Source organism: Pseudomonas sp. JL2 (genome assembly GCF_031570495.1).
In the GTDB taxonomy this organism is placed as follows: domain Bacteria; phylum Pseudomonadota; class Gammaproteobacteria; order Pseudomonadales; family Pseudomonadaceae; genus Aquipseudomonas; species Aquipseudomonas rhizophila.
Genome location: NZ_JAKUDH010000021.1, coordinates 18,930 through 38,027, shown reverse-complemented (window position 1 = coordinate 38,027; position 19,098 = coordinate 18,930). Strand labels below are relative to the sequence as shown.

General features: G+C 61.1%; 17 protein-coding genes. 7 read left to right on the top strand and 10 right to left on the bottom strand.

Annotated elements, in window-relative coordinates; genetic code table 11:
* Positions 1-134: 134 nt before the first annotated feature.
* On the top strand, positions 135-1,679 hold the full coding sequence (locus MKS85_RS22565; protein ID WP_047226846.1) for a phosphoenolpyruvate carboxykinase: 1,545 nt from the start codon (positions 135-137) through the stop codon (positions 1,677-1,679).
* A 170-nt stretch (positions 1,680-1,849) separates the two neighbouring features.
* On the opposite strand, the gene MKS85_RS22560 is transcribed toward MKS85_RS22565, so the two are convergent.
* Together MKS85_RS22560 and MKS85_RS22555 are read right to left on the bottom strand one after the other, a co-directional pair.
* Positions 1,850-2,203, bottom strand: a complete 354-nt coding sequence (locus MKS85_RS22560) for a DUF1493 family protein (protein WP_047226847.1) — start codon at positions 2,201-2,203, stop codon at positions 1,850-1,852.
* 149 nt (positions 2,204-2,352) lie between these two features.
* Positions 2,353-3,417, bottom strand: coding sequence for a S8 family peptidase (locus MKS85_RS22555; RefSeq protein ID WP_188251758.1), 1,065 nt, complete (start codon positions 3,415-3,417; stop codon positions 2,353-2,355).
* A gap of 250 nt (positions 3,418-3,667) precedes the next feature.
* On the opposite strand from MKS85_RS22555, the gene MKS85_RS22550 reads away from it, so the two are divergent.
* From MKS85_RS22550 to MKS85_RS22540, 3 genes are all read left to right on the top strand, one after another.
* Complete coding sequence (locus MKS85_RS22550) at positions 3,668-5,596, top strand: ATP-dependent DNA helicase RecQ (protein WP_188251759.1); 1,929 nt, start codon at positions 3,668-3,670, stop codon at positions 5,594-5,596.
* A 107-nt stretch (positions 5,597-5,703) separates the two neighbouring features.
* Positions 5,704-6,945: a 3-hydroxyacyl-CoA dehydrogenase gene (locus MKS85_RS22545; protein WP_188251760.1), complete on the top strand. Its 1,242-nt coding sequence runs from the start codon at positions 5,704-5,706 to the stop codon at positions 6,943-6,945.
* Positions 6,946-6,984: 39 nt separating this feature from the next.
* Positions 6,985-7,404 carry a thioesterase family protein gene (locus MKS85_RS22540; protein WP_047226851.1) on the top strand — a complete coding sequence of 140 codons (420 nt, stop codon included), beginning with the start codon at positions 6,985-6,987 and terminating at the stop codon, positions 7,402-7,404.
* 86 nt (positions 7,405-7,490) lie between these two features.
* Here the strand turns inward: MKS85_RS22540 and MKS85_RS22535 are convergent, their stop codons facing one another.
* From MKS85_RS22535 to MKS85_RS22520, 4 genes are all read right to left on the bottom strand, one after another.
* Positions 7,491-7,976 carry a glycine zipper domain-containing protein gene (locus tag MKS85_RS22535; protein ID WP_047226852.1) on the bottom strand — a complete coding sequence of 162 codons (486 nt, stop codon included), beginning with the start codon at positions 7,974-7,976 and terminating at the stop codon, positions 7,491-7,493.
* A 262-nt stretch (positions 7,977-8,238) separates the two neighbouring features.
* The gene (locus tag MKS85_RS22530) at positions 8,239-10,587 is read right to left on the bottom strand and encodes an FdhF/YdeP family oxidoreductase (RefSeq protein WP_047226853.1); all 2,349 of its coding nucleotides are present in this window, start codon (positions 10,585-10,587) and stop codon (positions 8,239-8,241) included.
* Positions 10,584-11,423: a formate dehydrogenase accessory sulfurtransferase FdhD gene (gene fdhD, locus MKS85_RS22525; RefSeq protein WP_310663137.1), complete on the bottom strand. Its 840-nt coding sequence runs from the start codon at positions 11,421-11,423 to the stop codon at positions 10,584-10,586. The genes MKS85_RS22530 and fdhD overlap by 4 nt, the downstream gene beginning before the upstream one ends.
* 93 nt (positions 11,424-11,516) lie before the next feature.
* On the bottom strand, positions 11,517-12,404 hold the full coding sequence (locus MKS85_RS22520; RefSeq protein ID WP_139048814.1) for a LysR family transcriptional regulator: 888 nt from the start codon (positions 12,402-12,404) through the stop codon (positions 11,517-11,519).
* A gap of 136 nt (positions 12,405-12,540) precedes the next feature.
* On the opposite strand from MKS85_RS22520, the gene lysM reads away from it, so the two are divergent.
* On the top strand, positions 12,541-12,990 hold the full coding sequence (gene lysM, locus MKS85_RS22515; RefSeq protein WP_047226856.1) for a peptidoglycan-binding protein LysM: 450 nt from the start codon (positions 12,541-12,543) through the stop codon (positions 12,988-12,990).
* A gap of 112 nt (positions 12,991-13,102) precedes the next feature.
* Here the strand turns inward: lysM and yrfG are convergent, their stop codons facing one another.
* Positions 13,103-13,765: a GMP/IMP nucleotidase gene (yrfG, locus tag MKS85_RS22510; protein WP_139048815.1), complete on the bottom strand. Its 663-nt coding sequence runs from the start codon at positions 13,763-13,765 to the stop codon at positions 13,103-13,105.
* 88 nt (positions 13,766-13,853) lie between these two features.
* Here yrfG and nudE point away from each other — a divergent pair, with 88 nt between their 5' ends.
* Both nudE and cysQ read left to right on the top strand, forming a co-directional pair.
* Positions 13,854-14,420, top strand: a complete 567-nt coding sequence (gene nudE, locus MKS85_RS22505; protein ID WP_047226858.1) for an ADP compounds hydrolase NudE — start codon at positions 13,854-13,856, stop codon at positions 14,418-14,420.
* Positions 14,417-15,244 carry a 3'(2'),5'-bisphosphate nucleotidase CysQ gene (gene cysQ, locus MKS85_RS22500; RefSeq protein WP_107323082.1) on the top strand — a complete coding sequence of 276 codons (828 nt, stop codon included), beginning with the start codon at positions 14,417-14,419 and terminating at the stop codon, positions 15,242-15,244. Before nudE ends, cysQ begins: the two co-directional genes overlap by 4 nt.
* A 146-nt stretch (positions 15,245-15,390) precedes the next feature.
* Here cysQ and MKS85_RS22495 read toward each other — a convergent pair whose 3' ends face one another.
* Genes MKS85_RS22495 through MKS85_RS22485 form a run of 3 tightly spaced genes read right to left on the bottom strand, consistent with a single transcriptional unit; the run spans position 15,391 to position 19,085 of the window.
* Positions 15,391-15,846: a YiiD C-terminal domain-containing protein gene (locus MKS85_RS22495; protein WP_047226860.1), complete on the bottom strand. Its 456-nt coding sequence runs from the start codon at positions 15,844-15,846 to the stop codon at positions 15,391-15,393.
* A 45-nt stretch (positions 15,847-15,891) separates the two neighbouring features.
* Positions 15,892-17,280: a sigma-54 dependent transcriptional regulator gene (locus MKS85_RS22490; protein WP_047226861.1), complete on the bottom strand. Its 1,389-nt coding sequence runs from the start codon at positions 17,278-17,280 to the stop codon at positions 15,892-15,894.
* Positions 17,277-19,085, bottom strand: a complete 1,809-nt coding sequence (locus tag MKS85_RS22485) for an ATP-binding protein (RefSeq protein WP_188251762.1) — start codon at positions 19,083-19,085, stop codon at positions 17,277-17,279. The genes MKS85_RS22490 and MKS85_RS22485 overlap by 4 nt, the downstream gene beginning before the upstream one ends.
* Positions 19,086-19,098: the final 13 nt, after the last annotated feature.

Here is a 19,098-nt window from a genome sequence, read left to right as displayed (position 1 = left end):
GCCGTACTGACGGGAGGGCCCTACTTTTTTTGGGCTTTTCTGGCATAATCCGGCCCACTTTTTTCGGGTAGTAGTGCGCGACTTCCTACTACAAAACGTTTGGAGCACTCGGCCACAGGCCGACGGGGAATCTCATGACGCAAGCCAATAACGCCGTGTACACCGATCTGAGTGTCGATGATCTGGTCAAAGAAGCCCTCAGTCGCGGTGAAGGCGAGCTTGCCGATACTGGCGCGCTGGTTGTTCGCACCGGTCATCGTACCGGTCGTTCACCGGTTGACCGTTTCATCGTTGAAGAGCCGACCACCCAGGACGCCATTGCCTGGGGCCCGATCAACCGCAAGTTCCCGGCCGACAAGTTCGACGCCCTGTGGGACCGCGTAGCAGCCTATCTGGGCGAGCGTGAGCGTTTTGTCTCCCATGTTCATGTAGGTTCCGACCCTGCGCACTACCTGCCGGTCAAGATGACCACCGAGACTGCCTGGCACAACCTGTTCGGCCGCTGCCTGTTCATCAACCCCGAGCAGTACAACGCCGGTGGCAAGGATGAATGGCAGATCCTCAACGCGCCGAACTTCGTCTGCGAGCCTGAGCGCGACGGCACCAATTCCGACGGCACCGTGATCATCAACTTCGCGGCCAGGAAAGTACTGATCGCCGGCATGCGTTACGCCGGTGAAATGAAGAAAGCGCTGTTCTCCGTCCAGAACTTCCTGCTGCCAGCGGTTGACGTACTGCCTATGCACTGCGCCGCCAACATGGGCGAAGAGGGCGATGTAACCCTGTTCTTCGGTCTGTCGGGCACGGGCAAAACCACGCTGTCCGCCGATGAAAGCCGTTACCTGATCGGTGATGACGAGCACGGCTGGGGTGTTGGCGTGGTCTTCAACATTGAAGGCGGTTGCTATGCCAAGTGCATCGACCTGTCCGAGAAGAACGAGCCGGTTATCTGGAAAGCCATCCAGCACGGCGCCGTACTGGAAAACGTTGTCCTGGACCCGGTCACCAAGAAAGCCGATTACGCCGACGACAGCCTGACCCAGAACAGCCGCGCCGCCTACCCGCGTGAACTGATCGAAAAACGCGCACCGAAAAACCTCGGTGGCGAGCCAAACGCAGTGATCTTCCTGACTTGCGACCTGACCGGCGTACTGCCGCCGGTGTCGATCCTCAGTGAAGAACAAGCGGCCTACCACTTCCTGTCCGGCTACACCGCACTGGTGGGCTCGACTGAAATGGGTTCGGGCAGCGGCATCAAGTCGACGTTCTCCACCTGCTTCGGCGCTCCATTCTTCCCACGTCCTGCCGGTGAATACGCTGAGCTACTGATCAAGCGTATCCGCGGCTTCGGCTCCAAGGTCTACCTGGTCAACACCGGCTGGACCGGCGGTGGCTACGGCGTCGGCAAGCGCTTCAACATCCCGACCACCCGTGCGGTGATCGCGGCAATTCAGAGCGGCGCGCTGATCGGTGCTGAAACCGAGCACCTGGACATCATCAACCTGGACGTGCCGCTTGCCGTTCCGGGCGTTGAGACTGGCCTGTTGAACCCACGCAACACCTGGACCGACAAGGCTGCGTACGACGAAGCCGCCAAGGCATTGGCCGGCTTGTTCATCGAGAACTTCAAGAAGTTTGAAGTGAGCGACGCGATCAAGGCGGCTGGACCGCAGTTGTAAGGCTTGGTGAGCGAATGAAAAAACCGCCCTTTTTCAGGGCGGTTTTTTTATGGACGGCTTTTGAGGGGGCGGATGCAATGCTGTGCTGCTCCCGGCTCGAAAGCAGCCATTATTCCACCTGGAATCACGGTAAACAGCCAGAATAATGCCACTTAATGCGTGCCGTTCGGCTACACCCCTTCCACTTCCTGCGTCTCCCAGCGCTGAGCCTTGATTGCTTTGTAGAGCATCCCAATGGTCAGTGGCACCTTGCTGCCACGGCCCTTGGCCCTGCGCTTTTGAAACACATCAAATCCTTCCGGCTGAAAGTAGCGGTACGCGTCGTAGTCAATGAGGTCGAGGGCGAACCGCTCCTCCAATGCTTCCATCAGATGCCGAGCGTCCGCGCCGTCACAGCCCAAGTCGAGATTGATGGCGGTGTCCAGACGGATTGTCTTGCGCTCCGGCAGGCCGATTTCTTCATGGAGCAGTTCCATGAGCTGGCGCATGGCGTGGTCGTCAGGAAAATCTGGGGCGAGGTACATGAAAAAATGTCCGGGGTGAGGGTGGCGTCTGTATAGGTGGAAAGTTTAGGGCGAAATCTTTGCCCGTTGGAAAAAGAAGAAATATCCCACGACCGTCTAGGAACTGTCCGGGAGGCTTCGACAGCCGCGAGCGGTAGCGGCCTCCTGATTCAGTCAGCCAGCGGTCCTGGGGCGCGTCGTGAGGCCGCCTCAAGGTCCATCAACCCTCTGCCGTAGGCTTCGCTGTTGGCGTAGATGCCAGTGCGGTTGGCTGTCGCCAGCAGATGTTCGCGCACTTGCTGTGCGTTGAGCTGCGGGTAGAGGCTTTGCAGCGCGGCCAGTGCGCCACTGACCAACGCGGCGGCTGGGGATGTGCCGGCGGTTTGCACGTAACGGCCATCCTTGCCCACGGTAAGCAGGCCTGCCTGTGGACCTGCGTCGCCGCCGGGTACGGCGATGCACCAGGCGGCTGCGACGCCGCAATAGTTGGATTTTCCATTGATGGTGCTGCCATCGTTTTTCAACGCCACGACCGCGATCCAGCCTTTCTCCAGTTCCGGCAACGCTGCCGGTAACCCAGGTTCGGCCAAGGGCTCGCGCTTGAGCTCATTGCCGGTCGGGAAGACAAATACGGCGCCGTCTTCCACCAGTTTTCGGGCAGCGGCCAGGGAGTCGGGCATCACCTGGTTGTAACGTGCTTCAGTGATTTCGGTGGCGGGGATGGCGTTGGCCCACGAGTTATTGAACAGGCGCGCGCCCTTGTCGAAACCGCTTTGCCAGGACTGTGCGATTTCGCTGTCGAAAAAAAACGGTTCGTTGTCGTCGCCGAAACGGAAGGGGATCAACCTGGCCTCAAACGCGATGCCATGCATGCCCTGGTCGTCCTTGTTGGCGGCGAGGATGCCGGCCATTTGCGTGCCGTGCCCGACCCGGTCAAGGGTACCGGGACGGTTTTCGACATGGTCGAATCCGGGGTCACCCAGCCTGCCCTCGAACTCCGTCAGCCTGCTGTTCAGTCCAGAGTCGATCAGCGCCACGGTCACGTTCCGGCCGGTGCCACCCCGGGCATACAGAGCTGAGGCTTTGACGATGGCCAGACCTTGCTGGGCGCGGTATTCCGGTGTTTCGAACACGGTGGTTCGCATGTCGGGTTGTGCTGGGATGGTCAAGCAACCGGCCAGGAGTGAGGCCGACGTTAGCGCCAGGGTGCGTAGCGCGGAAAATGGATGTGACATGGTTCAGTCCTTGAGCGGAGTCTTGAGCGCCAGGCTTCCAGGCCTGTAACGCATGAGTGGATGGCGCACCTTACCTTGCAAGCGAAACGGGAACGAGGCATCAAAGTGCCTGGATTTGTATCGCCTCATGGCAAAGCACAAAGGCGCTGAGGCTGTATCATCCGGTATCGTTTCCCCCCAAACCTTTTCTCGACTCCCTGCGCCGTCCGGCTAGGCTTTTGGCATCGCAGCAGTCAAGGAGTGACCGCCTATGCACAGCACCCTGGAACAGGTTTTCGGTTATCCGCAGTTTCGCCCCGGTCAGGAAGCTGCCGTCAGCGCAGTACTTGCCGGTCGGTCGGCAGCGGCCATTTTTCCTACCGGCTCGGGCAAGTCCCTGTGTTATCAATTGCCGGCCCTGCTATTACCGCATCTGACCCTGGTGGTCTCGCCGCTGCTGGCACTGATGCAGGACCAACTGGCGTTCCTGCATCGCCATGGCATTGCGGCGGCGAGTATCGATTCAGTCCAGCGTCGTGACGAAGCCAGCGAGGTCATGGCACGGGCTCGTTCGGGCGAGTTGAAGATTCTGATGATTTCGGTGGAGCGGCTGAAGAACGAGCGCTTTCGCAATTTCCTGCAGCAGGTACCGATCTCGTTGCTGGTGGTAGATGAAGCCCACTGTATTTCCGAATGGGGGCATAACTTTCGTCCCGACTACCTCAAGCTCCCCGACTACCAGCGTCAGTTCGACATTCCCCAGGTGCTGCTGTTGACGGCCACCGCAACGCCCAAAGTCATCGCGGACATGCAGGCGAAGTTCGCCATCGTCCCCGACGATGTGGTCACCACCGGCTTCTATCGACCCAACCTCAACCTGCTGGTGGAACCGGTGCGCGGCGCGGATAAACGGCGGCGACTGGTGCAATGGCTGGGCGAGCGAGCCGGGCAGCCGAGCATCGTCTATGTCACCTTGCAGCGAACCGCCGAGCAGATTGCCGAGCACTTGAGCCAGCATGGGATCGAGGCCCAGGCTTATCACGCCGGCTTACCTCATGAACAACGCGAAGCCATCCAGCGCCGGTTCATGGGCGGGCAGTGCAATTGCATCGTTGCGACCATCGCCTTCGGCATGGGTATCGACAAGAGTGATATCCGCAACGTGGCGCATTTCGACCTGCCTAAATCCATCGAGAACTACAGCCAGGAGATCGGCCGGGCGGGGCGTGACGGGTTGCCGTCCGATTGTCTGGTCCTGGCCAACCGTGACAGCCTCAACGTGCTGGAAAACTTTGTTTATGGCGATACGCCGGAGCTGGCGGGTATTCGGTGCGTGCTTGATGAGTTGAAGGCTGCAGCTGCCGATGGCCAATGGGAGTTTTTGCTGGGGCCGCTGGCGGACAAGAGCAACATCCGGCAACTGCCGCTCAAGACGCTGCTGGTGCAATTGGAACTGCGCCGGCTGATCGCGCCGCGTTATGCCTATTTCGCGGAGTATCGCTTCAAGTTTCTGATCGAGCCGCAGGCATTGCTCGAGCACTTTGAAGGGGAGCGTCAGGCGTTCGTCTCGGCCATCATCCAGACCTCCAGCCGTGCTCGTACCTGGGCCACGGTGGATTTCGACGGGATGTACCAGCTGTATCACGCCGAGCGGAACCGCGTGGTCAAGGCGCTGGATTACTTTCAGGAAAAGGGCTGGGTCGAGCTGGAAAGCAAACAGATGACCGAGGTGTATAACGTGCTTGAAGCAGGGTTCGACGTTCAGGCGCTGAGCGCCGAGTTGCACGACTATTTCACCCGGCACGAGCGTGGGGAGATCGCGCGGATCCACGCGATGCTCGAACTGTTCGCCACCGATCATTGCCTCGGTTATCGGTTGGCCCAGTATTTCGGCGATGAAAGTGCACCGCAGCGCTGTGGTCATTGTTCGGTGTGCCATGGACACGTTGCCCGTCTGCCGGAGCCACCACCATTACCAGTACTGGTGGACAGAGACTTCAACGCACTGTGTGGCGACTTTATCAACAGGCACGAGCAGCATACCGGCAGTGCACCCTCTGCGGAGCGGGTGACCCGGTTCCTCTGCGGCATCAGCGTGCCGTTGTTCACCAAACTGAAGGCACGGACGATTCCAGGATATGCGCAGCTGGAGGATTACCCGTACGCCGAAGTTCGCCACTGGGTTCAAGCGGCTTTGTAATCCGCATCCATCCGATGAATGCCCGCCATCACACGAATAAATTTCAAAAATATTCTGCGGCTGACTAAGGTGAGGGCTGTCTTTGGATCGCCAACAAGAGAGCAAACATGAGCCAGACACCCTTCGATATTCAGCGCGCCGCCGTAGTCGGTGCAGGCACTATGGGGCGGGGCATCGTGATGTGCCTGGCCAACGCCGGCGTGACGGTGCAGTGGGTCGACAACAACCCGCAGATGCTGGAACAGGCGTTGGCTGCCGTGGCCGATACTTATGCCCACAACGTGCGCCAGGGCCGTATCGACCAGGGTGAAGCCGATGCCCGAATCGCCAGGGTGACGCGGGCAGATGACTACGCGGCGATCCGCAATGTTGATCTGGTCATCGAGGCGGTTTACGAGAATCTTGAGCTCAAGCAGAAGATCTTCCGCGAGCTGGACGGCCTGCTCAAGCCCGAGGCCATTCTGGCGAGCAACACCTCGGCGCTGGACATCGATGCGATTGCCGCCGTCACCCGCCGCCCCACCCAGGTGTTGGGTCTGCACTTCTTCAGCCCGGCGCACATCATGAAGTTGCTGGAAATCGTTCGTGGGGCGCAAACCTCCAAAGCGGTGCTGGACGCAGCCCTGGTATTGGGCAAGCGCATGGGCAAGGTCAGCGTGGTGTCGGGCAATTGCCACGGGTTCATCGGCAACCGGATGCTTCATCCCTATGTGCTGGAGGCGCGCAAGATGCTGCTGGAAGGGGCGTTTCCCCATCAGGTTGACGCGGCATTGCAGGGTTTCGGCTTCGCCATGGGGCCGTTTCGCATGTACGACGTCGTCGGTATCGACCTGGAGTGGCGCGCTCGGGAACTGGCGGGCAAAGGTCAGGATGCACCCGAGGTGCAAGTGGACAACCGTTTGTGCGAACTGGGTCGGTTCGGCCAGAAAAGCGGCAACGGGTACTATCACTACGAAGCCGGCAGTCGCCAGGCCGAGCATGATGTAGAGGTCGATGCGCTGGTGCAGCGAGTCAGTGAAACGTTGGGTTTTCAGCGTCGCGAGATCGGCCCCGAGGAAGTCCTCGAGCGTTGCTTGCTGGCGCTGGTCAATGAGGGCGCGAAAATCCTGCAGGAAGGTATTGCCGAGTCGGCTCACGACATCGACCTGGTGTATCTCAACGGCTACGGCTTCCCCGCGGACAAGGGCGGCCCGATGGCCTGGGCCGACCATCAGGGACTTGAAGACATCCATGCACGGCTGCTGGAACTCGAAACGAAGCAGGGGGACCACTGGAAGCCCGCGCGTCTGATCGGGGGGCTGGCGGCCCAGGGCAAGGGATTCGCACAACACCAGGCCTCAAAATCCTGAACAACGCATGAACCATTGAGCAACCGTAAAGGACACCTGATGCCCCAACGTAGCGAATACCCGCACCTGCAACCGATCACCACACGCTGGCACGACAACGACGTGTACGGTCACGTCAACAACGTGACTTATTACAGTTTTTTCGACACGGCGGTGAACACTTATCTGATCGAGGTCGGCGGCCTCGATATCCACGATGGGGAGGTGGTGGGGTTCGTGGTGAGTTCGGCTTGCGACTACTTTGCCTCGATCGCCTTTCCCGACCGGATTGAAATCGGTCTGCGGGTGGGGAAGCTGGGCAGCAGTTCAGTGCAGTATGAGCTGGCGGTGTTCAAGGCGGGGGAGGAGGAGGCCTGCGCGGCGGGGCGCTTTGTGCATGTTTTTGTGGAGCGGTCTTCGAATCGACCAGTGGCGATTCCGGATCGGTTGCGCGCCGCTTTGGAGCGGCTGGTGATTTAAACGAAAAATCGCAGTCTCCTGTCAGACGCTTGAGAAGCGCTGACGAAGACTGCGATTTTCTATCGACTACTGGTTAGAGCCAGTGATCAATCGTCGTGATAGCGATGTTTGTGCTTGTGCTTGCGATGCCCGTAGGCATGGCCACGACCTGGATGGCCGTCACGGTAGTAGCGGCGATCACCACGGCGACCGTCATAACGACGATCGTCGTCATCGTCCTTGCCCATATAGTTGCCCAGTGCACCGCCAGCGCCGCCGCCTGCTGCTGCACCGATCAGGCTGCCGGTGGTGCCGCCTACGCTACGGCCGACCACGTTACCGCCGGCTGCGCCCAGCGCACCGCCAATCGCTGCTTCGCCGCGGCTGCGTTTGTCCGCACCGACCGCACTGCCACCCGCGCCACCCAAGGCTGCGCCGATGGTGGACCCGGTGTTGCCGCCCAAGGACTGGCCGACCACAGAACCCAGAACCCCGCCCAATGCGCCGCCCACGCCTGCTTCGGTGGTGCCACCGGCAGAGGCTGCGCCACTGATCAGGCCAAGGGACAACAAGAGAATCGAGGAGAACTTCATAGAGGAGCCTCAAAGGGATGACGGCGCGATCCTGAGGCTGGCTTCGCTTGGTTACAATCGAAATCCGACGAGTAACACGACTTGTGCACAATTCGATAAGTTATTGTTTTTTGAGCGGAACTTAACAGATTTTCGCCGGTCTTTAGTTACTTCGGACAGGCCGTTTTCTATGGAAAACGGCCTTTTTTGTGGGCGATTGAAAAGCAGGATTGTGGGGAGCCAAGCCTTGCTCCCACACAACCTAATCGCCTGGCACGTTGTGTCAGGCCGACTTGGCCAGAATCAGCCCATTCTCGCTCGCTGCTTCCAGACGGATCGCCACGAATTTCGAAGTCGGGGTATGGCTGCCGTCGCCGGTGCTCTCCAACGGCACCAACGGATTCACTTCAGGGTAATAGGCGGCGGCCTGTCCGGCGGGAATGTCGAATGCCAACAGGGTAAAGCCTTTGACCCGTCGCTCGCGGCCGTCATCCCAGAGCGAGACGATGTCGGCCTTCTGCCCAGGTTTGAAGCCCAGTCGAATGATGTCCGCTTCGTTGACGAACAACACGTCACGCTGGCCCTTCACGCCGCGATAGCGGTCATCGAGGCCATAGATGGTGGTGTTGTACTGATCGTGGGAGCGCATGGACTGCATGATCAGGTCAGGCAACTGCCCGGTGGCGCGGGTGCGTTCATGCACCAGGTCGGTCGGCAGCCGGTTGGGCTTGAAGTTGGCGCGGCCTGAGGCGGTGTTCCAGCGACGTGCACCGGCGCTGTTGCCCAGATAGAAGCCGCCGGGGTTCTGGAGCTTTTCGTTGAAGTCTTTGAACCCCGGGATGGTATCGGCGATCAGGTCGCGGATGCGGTTGTAGTCCGCCACCAGCCAGTTCCAGTCCACCGGGTGGTGGCCCAGTGTGGCGGCGGCGATGCCGGCAATGATCCAGGGCTCGGAACGCATCTGGTTCGACAGCGGCTGCAATTGGCCATTGGATGCATGGACCATGCTGAAGGAGTCCTCCACGGTCACCGCTTGTGCGCCTTCGACTTGCAGGTCGATGTCGGTACGGCCCAGGCACGGTAGGATCAGCGCCTCTTTTCCATGAGCCAGATGGCTGCGGTTGAGCTTGGTGCTGATCTGCACAGTCAGGTCGCAATTGCCCAAGGCCTGGAACGTCCGATCACTGTCCGGGGTGGCCTGGGCGAAGTTGCCGCCCAGAGCGATGAAGACCTTCGCCCGGCCGTCAGCCATGGCGTGGATCGCTTCGACCACGTTGTGGCCATTCTCGCGCGGCACCTTGAACTGGAAGCGACGCTCCAGCGAGTCAAGGAACGCCGCCGGCGGACGCTCGTTGATGCCCATGGTCCGGTCGCCCTGCACGTTACTGTGGCCGCGAACCGGGCACAGACCGGCGCCCGGCCGGCCGATGTTGCCGCGCAGCAGCATCAGGTTGGCGATTTCCTGGATGGTCGCCACCGAATGGCGGTGTTGGGTGATGCCCATCGCCCAGCACATGATCACGTTCTTGCTGATGGCGTACATGCGCGCCGCTTGTTCGATCTCGACCAGGGTCAAGCCCGACTGCTCAACGATCTGCTCCCATGGCGTGTCATCGACCACGGCCAGGTAATCCAGTACGTCGATGCTGTGTTCGTTCAGGAACGCATGGTCGAACACTGCAGCAGCGCCGGTGTTTTGCGCCTCACGTTCCCATTGCAGCAGGAACTTGGCCATGCCCCGCAGCACGGCCATGTCGCCACCCAGGGCCGGACGGAAATAGGCGGAGTTGGTCGGTTTATCCCCGTTGGTAAGCATTTCGATCGGGTTTTGCGGGTGCTGGAAACGCTCCAGGCCACGCTCCTTGAGCGGGTTGATGCACACCACCTGGGCGCCGCGTTTCACTGCTTCGCGCAGCGGTTCGAGCATGCGTGGATGGTTGGTGCCTGGGTTCTGGCCCCAGACGAAAATCGCGTCGGCGTGCTCGAAATCGTCGAAAGTCACGGTGCCTTTGCCTACGCCGACACTCTGGGACAGCGCCACGCCACTGGCTTCATGGCACATGTTCGAGCAGTCGGGGAAGTTGTTGGTGCCGTAGGCGCGCACGAACAACTGATAAAGGTAGGCTGCTTCGTTGCTGGCCCGGCCCGAGGTATAGAACTCAGCCTGGTTCGGGCTGGAGAGCCCCTGCAAGTGTTTGCCGATCAGGGCAAATGCCGCTTCCCAACTGATGGGTTTGTAGCGGTCGGTTTCGGCGTCGTAGCTCAGTGGCTCGGTCAGGCGCCCCTGGTATTCCAGCCAATAGTCGCTCTGCTCCAGCAGCGACGTCACACTGTGTTTGGCGAAGAATGCGCCATCGACACGGCGCTTGGTCGCTTCCCAGTTCACGGCTTTGGCGCCGTTCTCGCAGAACTTGACCATGCCGCTTTCCGGCGAGTCTCCCCAGGCACAGCCTGGGCAGTCAAAGCCGCCGTTCTGGTTGGTCTTGAGCATCATGCGCAGGTTCTTCAGCGCATTGTCGCTGGTCAGCCAGGCCTGGGCGACGCTGATCAGCGCGCCCCAACCACCGGCCGGGCCCTTGTAGGGCTTGTAGCGCGGTACGGGTTTCTGATCGGCTTGTTGATGATTGCTCACGCTTGATTCTCCATCGCAGGGCTATAGACCCGCGGCGCACTTTTCTGCGGCAGGTGGATGAGATTGAGGTTGTGCTGGCGGGCCCACTGCACGGCAAGGCCGGTGGGTGACGACAGGCTGACCAGGGTCTGGATGCCGGCGCGCAACACCTTCTGGATCAATTCGAGGCTGCAACGACTGGTGACGATCGCCACGCCTCCGTTCACCGGGATCTGTTGCCGGATCAGCGCGCCGATCAGTTTGTCGAGCGCGTTGTGCCGGCCGATATCTTCGCGTCCCAGCAGCAATTGGCCTTGGGCGTTCATGAACAGGGCCGCGTGGACCGCGCCGCAATGCTGGCCCAGGGGCTGGAACTGGCCGATGCGTTGACGCAGGTCTTCGAGCCACTGGGCCGGTGGCAGTGGCGTGCCGGGCAGTGCCTTGAGGTTCGGTAATGCCTGCTCCACCGCTTCCACCCCGCAAAGCCCGCAGCCACTGGTTCCGGCCAGTTGTCGGCGTTGTTGCTTGAGGTTCCAGAAGGCGCGGTTGGCGATGGTTACCTGGGCGTATTGCGCAGACCCGTCGCCGCTCAGTTGCACGTCATAGATGTCCGCAGGGTCTTCAATGATGCCGCTGCCTAGGCTGAAGCCGACGATGAAGTCTTCAAGGTCAGACGGCGTGACCAGCATGACGGCCTGACTGATGCCGTTATAGGCGATCGCCAGCGCCACTTCCTCGGCCAGCGCGGTGCTGTCCGATTGGGAATGGTCCAGGTTGCAGTAGCGATAGCTCTGGCTGGTGGCTGGCGCGGGTATTTTCTCCGCAGGCGCAGAACAGACCGGAGGCTTGTCGTTCATAGGCATCACTGACAGTGGGAATAGTGATAAGACTAAATGCGGCAATCTGCCACGTCTAATCGCTATTACTGATCTATCAATAGATGACGTCGATCAAGATGTCGTTGATGATTTCTGGTAGAGGGCGAAGCAAGCCTCCGCCAAAGCCGAGCGCGGAGCGCCGCGGCGCATGATCAGACCCAGTGGGACCAGGGTTTGCGCGTCTTCGATGGGCTGGATGCGCAAGTCCTGGGTCAGCATGCCCACGCCACTGTCCAGCGGCATCACTGCGCAACACAGTCCGCCGTGCACGGCTTGTAACAATTGATGCACCGCGTCGGTTTGCAGCAGAGGGCGGGGTGTGAGGCCTCGACTGTGGAAGTTGTGGTCGATGGACTGACGAAAATGCATGCCGCTGGTGAGCATGCCCAGGGGCAACTCGATCAGCGCTTCCCAGCTCAGCGGCTGCTCGCCGAAATAGAAGTATCGCTGGTCAAAGAGCAAGCCCATGCGCGTATGGTTGAAGGGCAGGGCGTCGAAGCGCTCGGTGTCCAGGCGCTCCAGATAGGAAATGCCCAGGTCGATGCGGTTGTTCGCCAGTTGTTCGAGGATGCGTTCGGAGCTTAAGGATGACAATTCGAAATGCAGGTTAGGGTGCTCGCTGTGCAGCCGCTGCATCATCGACAACGGATCGAAGTCCGACAATGGCACCACTCCCAGGCGCAGGGTACCCACCAGGTTGCCACGGCAGGCCGCCGCTTCGGCCTGTAGACCGTCATAGGCCGCCATGACCGTGCGTGCCCAGGCCAACACCCGCTCCCCCGGAGCGGTGAAACCTTCAAAGCGCTGGCCTCGATTGACCAGCGGCAGACCCAGCTCTTCCTCAAGGCTGCGCAGGCGCATTGACAGGGTTGGTTGGGTGATGTGGCAGCGCGCGGCCGCTTGGCCGAAGTGGCGGGTTTCGTCGAGCGCGATGAGAAATTTCAGCTGCTTGATGTCCATCTTCGTTCCAGGGCGCGGGAAGGTTGGGATTCTAGCGCTTTGTACGCGGCAGGGTCATTGGTCGGCTGGGAACCGGGTTCGTTTGGCTTGGTCTAGGCTTTTGCGTCTGGACACTTAAACCTATGGAGAGAACACGATGAGCCTTTTCAGTTTTTTGAAAGATGCCGGTGAGAAAATTCTTGATGCACTGACGCCCGACAAGGCACAGGCCAACAGCGAAGCGCTGACCAATCACGTAAAGGAGGCGCTGACAGGCATTGATACTTCAAAGATCCAGGTGAAAGTCGAGGGCGAAAAAGTCATTGCCTCGGGTGAAGCCGCGACCCAGGAAGAGAAAGAAAAGATTTTGTTGGCGCTGGGCAACGTGCACGGTATCAGTGAAGTCGATGACCAAATCACCGTGACGGGTCCTGTGGCCACTGAGGCCAAGTTCGTTACCGTCGTAAAAGGTGACACCCTGAGCGCCATTTCCAAGCGTGTTTATGGCGATGCGAACAAGTACAACAAGATTTTTGAAGCCAACAAACCGATGCTGTCGCATCCGGACAAGATCTATCCGGGGCAGGTGCTGCGCATTCCCGAATAAAGCTTGAGGACCGCATCGTCTTCATCGCGAGCAGGCTCGCTCCCACACTGGATCTGTGGCGAACAAGGAACCTTGTGAGAGCGAGCCTGCTCGCGATGCAAACGGCCGGCTATCAAAGCCCGGCAATCAAATCCCGATAATCCCCCAACGCCTCGAACTCCCCCGTATCCTTCGGCCCTTTGCGGCTGTCCGGTACGCTGACCGCCAGCAGGTGTGCCACGCCGAATTCCCGGGCGCTGCGCAGCACTGGCAAGGTGTCGTCGATAAACAGGCTGCGGGCCGGGTCGAAGTTCAGATCGGCTTGCAGGGCATCCCAGAACTGCGGGCTTTCCTTGGGGAAACCGTAGTCGTGAGAGCTGATCAAACGTTCGAAGTAAGGGGCCAGTTCGATGCGTTCCAGCTTCAGGGACAATGAGTCGCGATGGGCGTTGGTGATCATTACCACCCGTTTACCCGCCCGCTGGATCGCCGCCAGGAACGTGTCGGCGTCCGGGCGCAGGGCAATCAGGTGCGCGGTTTCCAGCTTCAGTTCGCGCACCGGCAATTTCAACTCGCTGCTCCAGAAGTCCAGGCAATACCACTGCAATTGACCGGCGTTGCGCTCGAACAGCGGCTGCAACTCCAGCTCCGCCATGGCCCGGCTCACGCCATGCAGTTCGGCGTAGCGTTGGGGCAAGTGTTCCATCCAGAAATGGTTGTCGTAATGCAGGTCCAGCAGGGTGCCATCCATGTCCAGCAGCACCGTATCGATCTCGTGCCAGGGCAGCAAGGCCATAAAACTTCTCCAGCGGTAATCGGATATCCGACACAAACAATCAGAATAGGCCGGGTATAGTAGCCCGCTATCGCCCAGGGAGCCGTTTATGCGCCAGAAACCCACCATACTCGATCGACGGATCGTCGCCACCAGCCGCCTGTTTTGCGTGGAAGAACTGAAACTGCGGTTTTCCAACGGCGTGGAGCGCACCTATGAGCGTTTGGCGGGCAAGGGCGCAGGTTACGGCGCGGTAATGATCGTGGCGATGCTCGACGCCGATCACGCCGTGTTGGTGGAAGAATACTGCGGCGGCACCGATGCCTACGAATTGTCCCTGCCCAAGGGTTTGATTGAGCCGGGTGAAGACGTGTTGGCGGCGGCTGAGCGGGAGCTTAAAGAAGAGGCCGGCTATGGTGCACGTCAGTTGGAACACCTGACTGAACTGTCCCTGTCCCCCGGCTACATGAGCCAGAAGATCCAGGTGGTGCTGGCGACCGATCTCTATGAAGAGCGGCTGGAAGGCGACGAGCCTGAGCCGATGCGTGTGGACAAGGTCAACCTGCGTGAGTTGTCGGCCTTGGCGCAAAACCCTCAATTCACGGAGGGCCGGGCCTTGGCGGCGCTGTACCTGGCCCGTGACCTGCTGACCCAGCGCGGAGCGTTCCTGTCATGAATTTCCCCCATCCTCTAATGGCCCCTGTGGTTGAGCTGGCGCTCAAGGCCGGTGAGGCGATCCTGCCGTTCTGGCGAGCCAATGTGCAGGTCAACCACAAGGCCGACGCATCGCCGGTGACCGCCGCCGACATGGCCGCTCACGATGTGATCGTGGCCGGGCTGACCGCGTTGGCGCCGGATATTGCAATCCTCTCCGAAGAGGACGCCAATATTGCGCAAAGCGTGCGCGCCGGCTGGCAACGCTGGTGGCTGGTGGACCCGCTGGACGGCACCAAGGAGTTCATTTCTGGCAGTGAGGAATTCACCGTCAATATCGCACTGGTCGAGCAGGGGCGGGTGGTGTTTGGCGTAGTGTCGATGCCCACCAATGGTCGCTTTTATGTCGGTGGCGCGGGATTCGGCGCCTGGCGTGGCGACAAGGGGGGCGAGCCTTTGCCGATCGAAGTGCGTAACGTGCCGGCGCCGGGTGATGCTTTTACGGTGGTCGCCAGCCGTCGCCATACCAGCCCGGAGCAAGAGCGTCTCTTGGGCGGCTTGAGCGAGAGCCTGGGTGAGTTGCAACTGACCAGCATCGGCAGTTCGTTGAAATTCTGCCTGCTGGCCGAGGGCGCGGCGGATTGCTATCCGCGACTGGCGCCGACGTCCCAGTGGGACACCGCCGCCGCCCAAGGCGTGTTGGAGGGGGCAGGCGGCGAGGTGCTGGACCTACGCGGCGAACCGTTCTGCTATCCGCCGCGGGAGTCGCTGTTGAATGAATCCTTCCTGGCGTTGCCGGCAAAGGCGGCGTGGCGTGGGAAACTGCTGGAACTTGCCCGCTCCTGAATCGGCTGCCCCTTGCTGGACCTGGGACAGTTGTTGTGGCGAGGGAGCTTGCTCCCGCTGGGCTGCGAAGCGGCCCCAATGCGTCTGCTGCGCAGCCGAGCGGGAGCAAGCTCCCTCGCCACAGGGGTTTTTGTGATGCTCGGGGGTCAGCGGTGCAACACGTACTGCCCCACAAATTGCACCGCTGGTGCTTCGCTCCCGGCATTTATCACCTGGGTCTGCAAGGTCAGCCGCGCGCGTCCGTAGCGCCGGTAGGTGGCCAGGAAGCGTTTCCAGACCTTTTCTTCGGGAGCCTGGCAAATGACCGTGGCGTCCCTCGTGACTGGCAGTGGATAGCTGATCTGCCCTTCCTGAATGACGATATGCCCGTCCTCAATGCCCTCTTCGCGCAAGGCCAGGTGCAGCCAGCCCCAGCCGCCCAGCACTGCGCCGCAGTACAGGCTGCCGCCGAACATGGTGCTCTTGTGGTTGACGTTGGCCTCCAGCGGTAAAAACAGGCGCAGTTGCCGGGCCTGCCAGTCGAGCACCTTCAGGCCCATGTCCCGCGTCAACGGGATGTCGTGGTGCAGGATCGATTCCAGGTAGCGGCTGTCGCGGTTCATGCAGGGCCTCTTTTGAAAGGGAAGATGGCAATCACTCAAGCAGACTCAATCGGACTCATCGGCATGGCCCTGGCTATCGCCGAAGTTCAGCCCATGCTTGCGTAACTTGTCGTGCAAGGTCTTGCGCGGAATGCCCAGGGCTTCGGCGAGGCTGCGCACCGAGCTGTGAGGGCGGGCCAGTTCGGCGGCGATCAGGGTTTTCTCGAAGTTCTCCACCTGCTCGCTCAAGCCGCCGCTGATCACTTCGACCGGGGCACCGGGGCTACCGTCGGGCGCGCTGTTGTCCAGGGCCAGTTCCAGACCCAGGGCAAAACGCTCGGCGGCGTTCTGCAATTCTCGCACGTTGCCCGGCCAGCTATGGCGCAGCAGCAATGCCCGTTGGGCCGGTTGCAACTCGTGGGGCGGCAGGCCGTGACGGGCGCTGGCTTCGTCGGCGAAATGCTGGAACAGCATCAGGGCATCCTCACCGCGTTCACGCAGCGGGGGGATACGCAACGGCGCGACGTTCAGGCGGTAATACAGGTCGGCGCGAAAACGACCCTGATCAGCGGCCTGACGCAGGTCTTCCTTGGTGGCGGCGATGACGCGGATGTCCAGCGGGATCTGTTGATTGCCCCCCAGTCGTTCCACTACCCGCTCTTGCAGCAGCCGCAGCAGTTTGACCTGAACGTCCAGGCTCATGCTTTCGATTTCATCGAGAAACAGCGTACCGCCGTTGGCGAACTCGAACTTGCCGATGCGGCGCTTCTGCGCGCCGGTGAAAGCGCCGGGCTCATGACCGAACAGCTCGCTCTCCACCACCGACTCGGCCAGGGCTCCGGCGTTGATCGCGACGAAGGGGCCGTTGCGCCGGCCCGACAGATCGTGCAGGGCTCGGGCGACTACCTCCTTGCCGGCCCCAGTTTCTCCTAGGATCAGCACATCGGCGCGGGTCGCCGCTAACGCACCGATCTGCTCGCGCAGGCGCAGTATCGAGGGTGATTGGCCGACGAGCCGGGCGCTGAGTTCATGGCGGTCGCTCAGGGCCAGGCGCAGGCTGCGGTTGTCCAGTACCAGGCGCCGCAAGGCCAGGGCCCGGCGCACGCTGTCGAGCAGGTGATCGCTGGGGAAAGGTTTCTCAAGGAAGTCATAGGCTCCGGCGCGCATGGCCTGGACTGCCAGCGGCACGTCGCCATGGCCGGTGATCAGCAACACCGGCAGCTCCGGGTCCTGGGCATGGAGTTCGCTCAGCAACTCAAGGCCGTCGATGCCCGGCATGCGAATGTCACTGACCACCACACCCGGCCAGTCGCGAGACAGTTGCCCGGCCACGCCTTTGGCCTCGGCCAGGGACAGGACCTTCAGGCCGGCCAGGTCGAGGGTCTGGCTCAAGGCCTGACGCAAGTGGGGATCGTCGTCGATCAACACCACCTCAATCCGGTTATCGATGGTCATACACTACGGTCCTCGGACGGTTGCAGGCTCACACCGGGCGCGCCAGCGCGCAACTTCAGGGTAATCAGGGCGCCGCCTTCCTTGTGATTGGCGAACGACAGTTCACCGCCGAAGGCGCGCATCAGGGTGTCGCAAATCGCCAGCCCCAGGCCAAGGCCCTGGGTGCGGGTCTTGGTGGTGTAGAAGGGCTCGCCCGCGCGACCAAGGGCTTCCATGCAAAACCCCGGGCCGTTATCGCGGATGTACAGGTTGACGCCGGTTTCGGTGGCTTCGGCACTGAGCCAGAGTTTGCGCGGCGGGCCTTTTTCAGTCAGGGCGTCGAGAGCGTTGGCCAGCAGGTTGCCGAGCACCTGGCGCAAGCGCGTTTCCCCGGCCTCGACCCACAACGTGGCGGCCGGCAGGTCGCGGATCAGTTCCACTTCCATGCTGCGCCGGCGCTTGGCGAGCAGTGCCAGGGCATCGTCCAGCGCCGGTTGCAGGGCGACACTTTCCGGGGCGTGACGGTCGCGGCGGGCGAAGGCGCGTAAGTGGGCAATGATCGAGGCCATGCGAGCGGTCAGCTCACTGATCAGCTTGAGGTTGCCTCGGGCGTCCTCGGTACGCTGGTGATCGAGCAATATTTCGGCGTTTTCGGCATAGCTGCGGATCGCCGCCAGCGGCTGGTTGAGTTCGTGGCTGATGCTGGCCGACATGGTGCCCAGGGCTGACAGCTTGCCGGCTTGCACCAGGTCATCCTGGGCGCGGACCAGTTCCTGCTGGGCCTGCTCGCGTTCCAGCACCTCTTGCTTGAGTCGCCGGTTCAGGCCTTCCAGGTCACTGGTGCGCTCGGCCACCCGGCCTTCCAGCTCCTGACGGGCCTTGCCTTCGAAGGCGATGCGGTCCAGGTAATGCCGCCGACGCTGCATCATCAACCCGAGCAACAGCATCAGGACCAGCAAGGCCGCACCGCCGATGACCACCACGGTGCGCACCGGACGGTCGATCAGGGTACGCGGGGCGAGAATGCTCACGCTCCAGAGGGTCTCCTCAATGGACTGGGTCTGGATCAGCCAGGCGTTCGCGTCCAGGTTCAGCGGCTTGGGGTCGCGGGTCGGGTAGGGCTGTACGGCGCTGATGGACTGGCGCTCCTCGTCACTTAAGGGGCGGGTCGCGCGAAATCGCCATTCTTGTCGCGAAGTGAGGATCACCACGCCGTTGTGGTCGGTCACCAGCAGTTGTTCGGGGGTTTTGCCCCAGAGGCTTTCGGTGTGGTCCAGATCCACCTTGACCACCAGTACGCCGATCACTTTTTCCCGGTCGCGCACGGCAGCGGCGAAGAAGTAACCGCGCTTGGCCGAGGTGGTGCCCAAGCCGAAGAAGCGTCCCAGCCGCCCGGCCATTGCTTCGATGTAATACGGCCGGAAGGCAAAATTGCGTCCGACGAAACTGTCGTGTTTATCCCAGTTCGATGCCGCGAGGGTCTTGCCGGTGGGGTCCATCAGGTACATGACTTCTGCGCCGGTCTGGGCGCTGATGTTTTTCAGCAGTCGATTGGCATTGCCCTGGATGATGCCGTCGTCCGGTGCCAGTAAAGTGGCGCGCAGGGCCGGCAGCTCACCGAGAATCTGTGGCAGCACTTCATAGCGATGCAGGGTGCCCAACAGGTTGGCGACGTAGAGATCGAGGGTCTGGCGGTTCTGCCCAGCCAGTTCACTGCGGTAGTAACGCTCGGCCAGATGTTCCAGCGGCCACAGCAACGGCGCCAGGCACAGCGCAAGCAAGGCCAGGCTGCGCCAGCGGGGTCTGCGGGGAAGAGTGGAATTCATGAGCATCAGGCGC

Bases quoted from the DNA above. Each gene is read 5' to 3' on its own strand.
- MKS85_RS22565 (WP_047226846.1), top strand. From the start codon at position 135: ATGACGCAAGCCAATAACGCCGTGTACACCGATCTGAGTGTCGATGAT.
- MKS85_RS22560 (WP_047226847.1), bottom strand. From the start codon at position 2,203: ATGTACCTCGCCCCAGATTTTCCTGACGACCACGCCATGCGCCAGCTC.
- MKS85_RS22555 (WP_188251758.1), bottom strand. From the start codon at position 3,417: ATGTCACATCCATTTTCCGCGCTACGCACCCTGGCGCTAACGTCGGCC.
- MKS85_RS22550 (WP_188251759.1), top strand. From the start codon at position 3,668: ATGCACAGCACCCTGGAACAGGTTTTCGGTTATCCGCAGTTTCGCCCC.
- MKS85_RS22545 (WP_188251760.1), top strand. From the start codon at position 5,704: ATGAGCCAGACACCCTTCGATATTCAGCGCGCCGCCGTAGTCGGTGCA.
- MKS85_RS22540 (WP_047226851.1), top strand. From the start codon at position 6,985: ATGCCCCAACGTAGCGAATACCCGCACCTGCAACCGATCACCACACGC.
- MKS85_RS22535 (WP_047226852.1), bottom strand. From the start codon at position 7,976: ATGAAGTTCTCCTCGATTCTCTTGTTGTCCCTTGGCCTGATCAGTGGC.
- fdhD (WP_310663137.1), bottom strand. From the start codon at position 11,423: ATGAACGACAAGCCTCCGGTCTGTTCTGCGCCTGCGGAGAAAATACCC.
- MKS85_RS22520 (WP_139048814.1), bottom strand. From the start codon at position 12,404: ATGGACATCAAGCAGCTGAAATTTCTCATCGCGCTCGACGAAACCCGC.
- lysM (WP_047226856.1), top strand. From the start codon at position 12,541: ATGAGCCTTTTCAGTTTTTTGAAAGATGCCGGTGAGAAAATTCTTGAT.
- yrfG (WP_139048815.1), bottom strand. From the start codon at position 13,765: ATGGCCTTGCTGCCCTGGCACGAGATCGATACGGTGCTGCTGGACATG.
- nudE (WP_047226858.1), top strand. From the start codon at position 13,854: ATGCGCCAGAAACCCACCATACTCGATCGACGGATCGTCGCCACCAGC.
- cysQ (WP_107323082.1), top strand. From the start codon at position 14,417: ATGAATTTCCCCCATCCTCTAATGGCCCCTGTGGTTGAGCTGGCGCTC.
- MKS85_RS22495 (WP_047226860.1), bottom strand. From the start codon at position 15,846: ATGAACCGCGACAGCCGCTACCTGGAATCGATCCTGCACCACGACATC.
- MKS85_RS22490 (WP_047226861.1), bottom strand. From the start codon at position 17,280: ATGACCATCGATAACCGGATTGAGGTGGTGTTGATCGACGACGATCCC.
- MKS85_RS22485 (WP_188251762.1), bottom strand. From the start codon at position 19,085: ATGAATTCCACTCTTCCCCGCAGACCCCGCTGGCGCAGCCTGGCCTTG.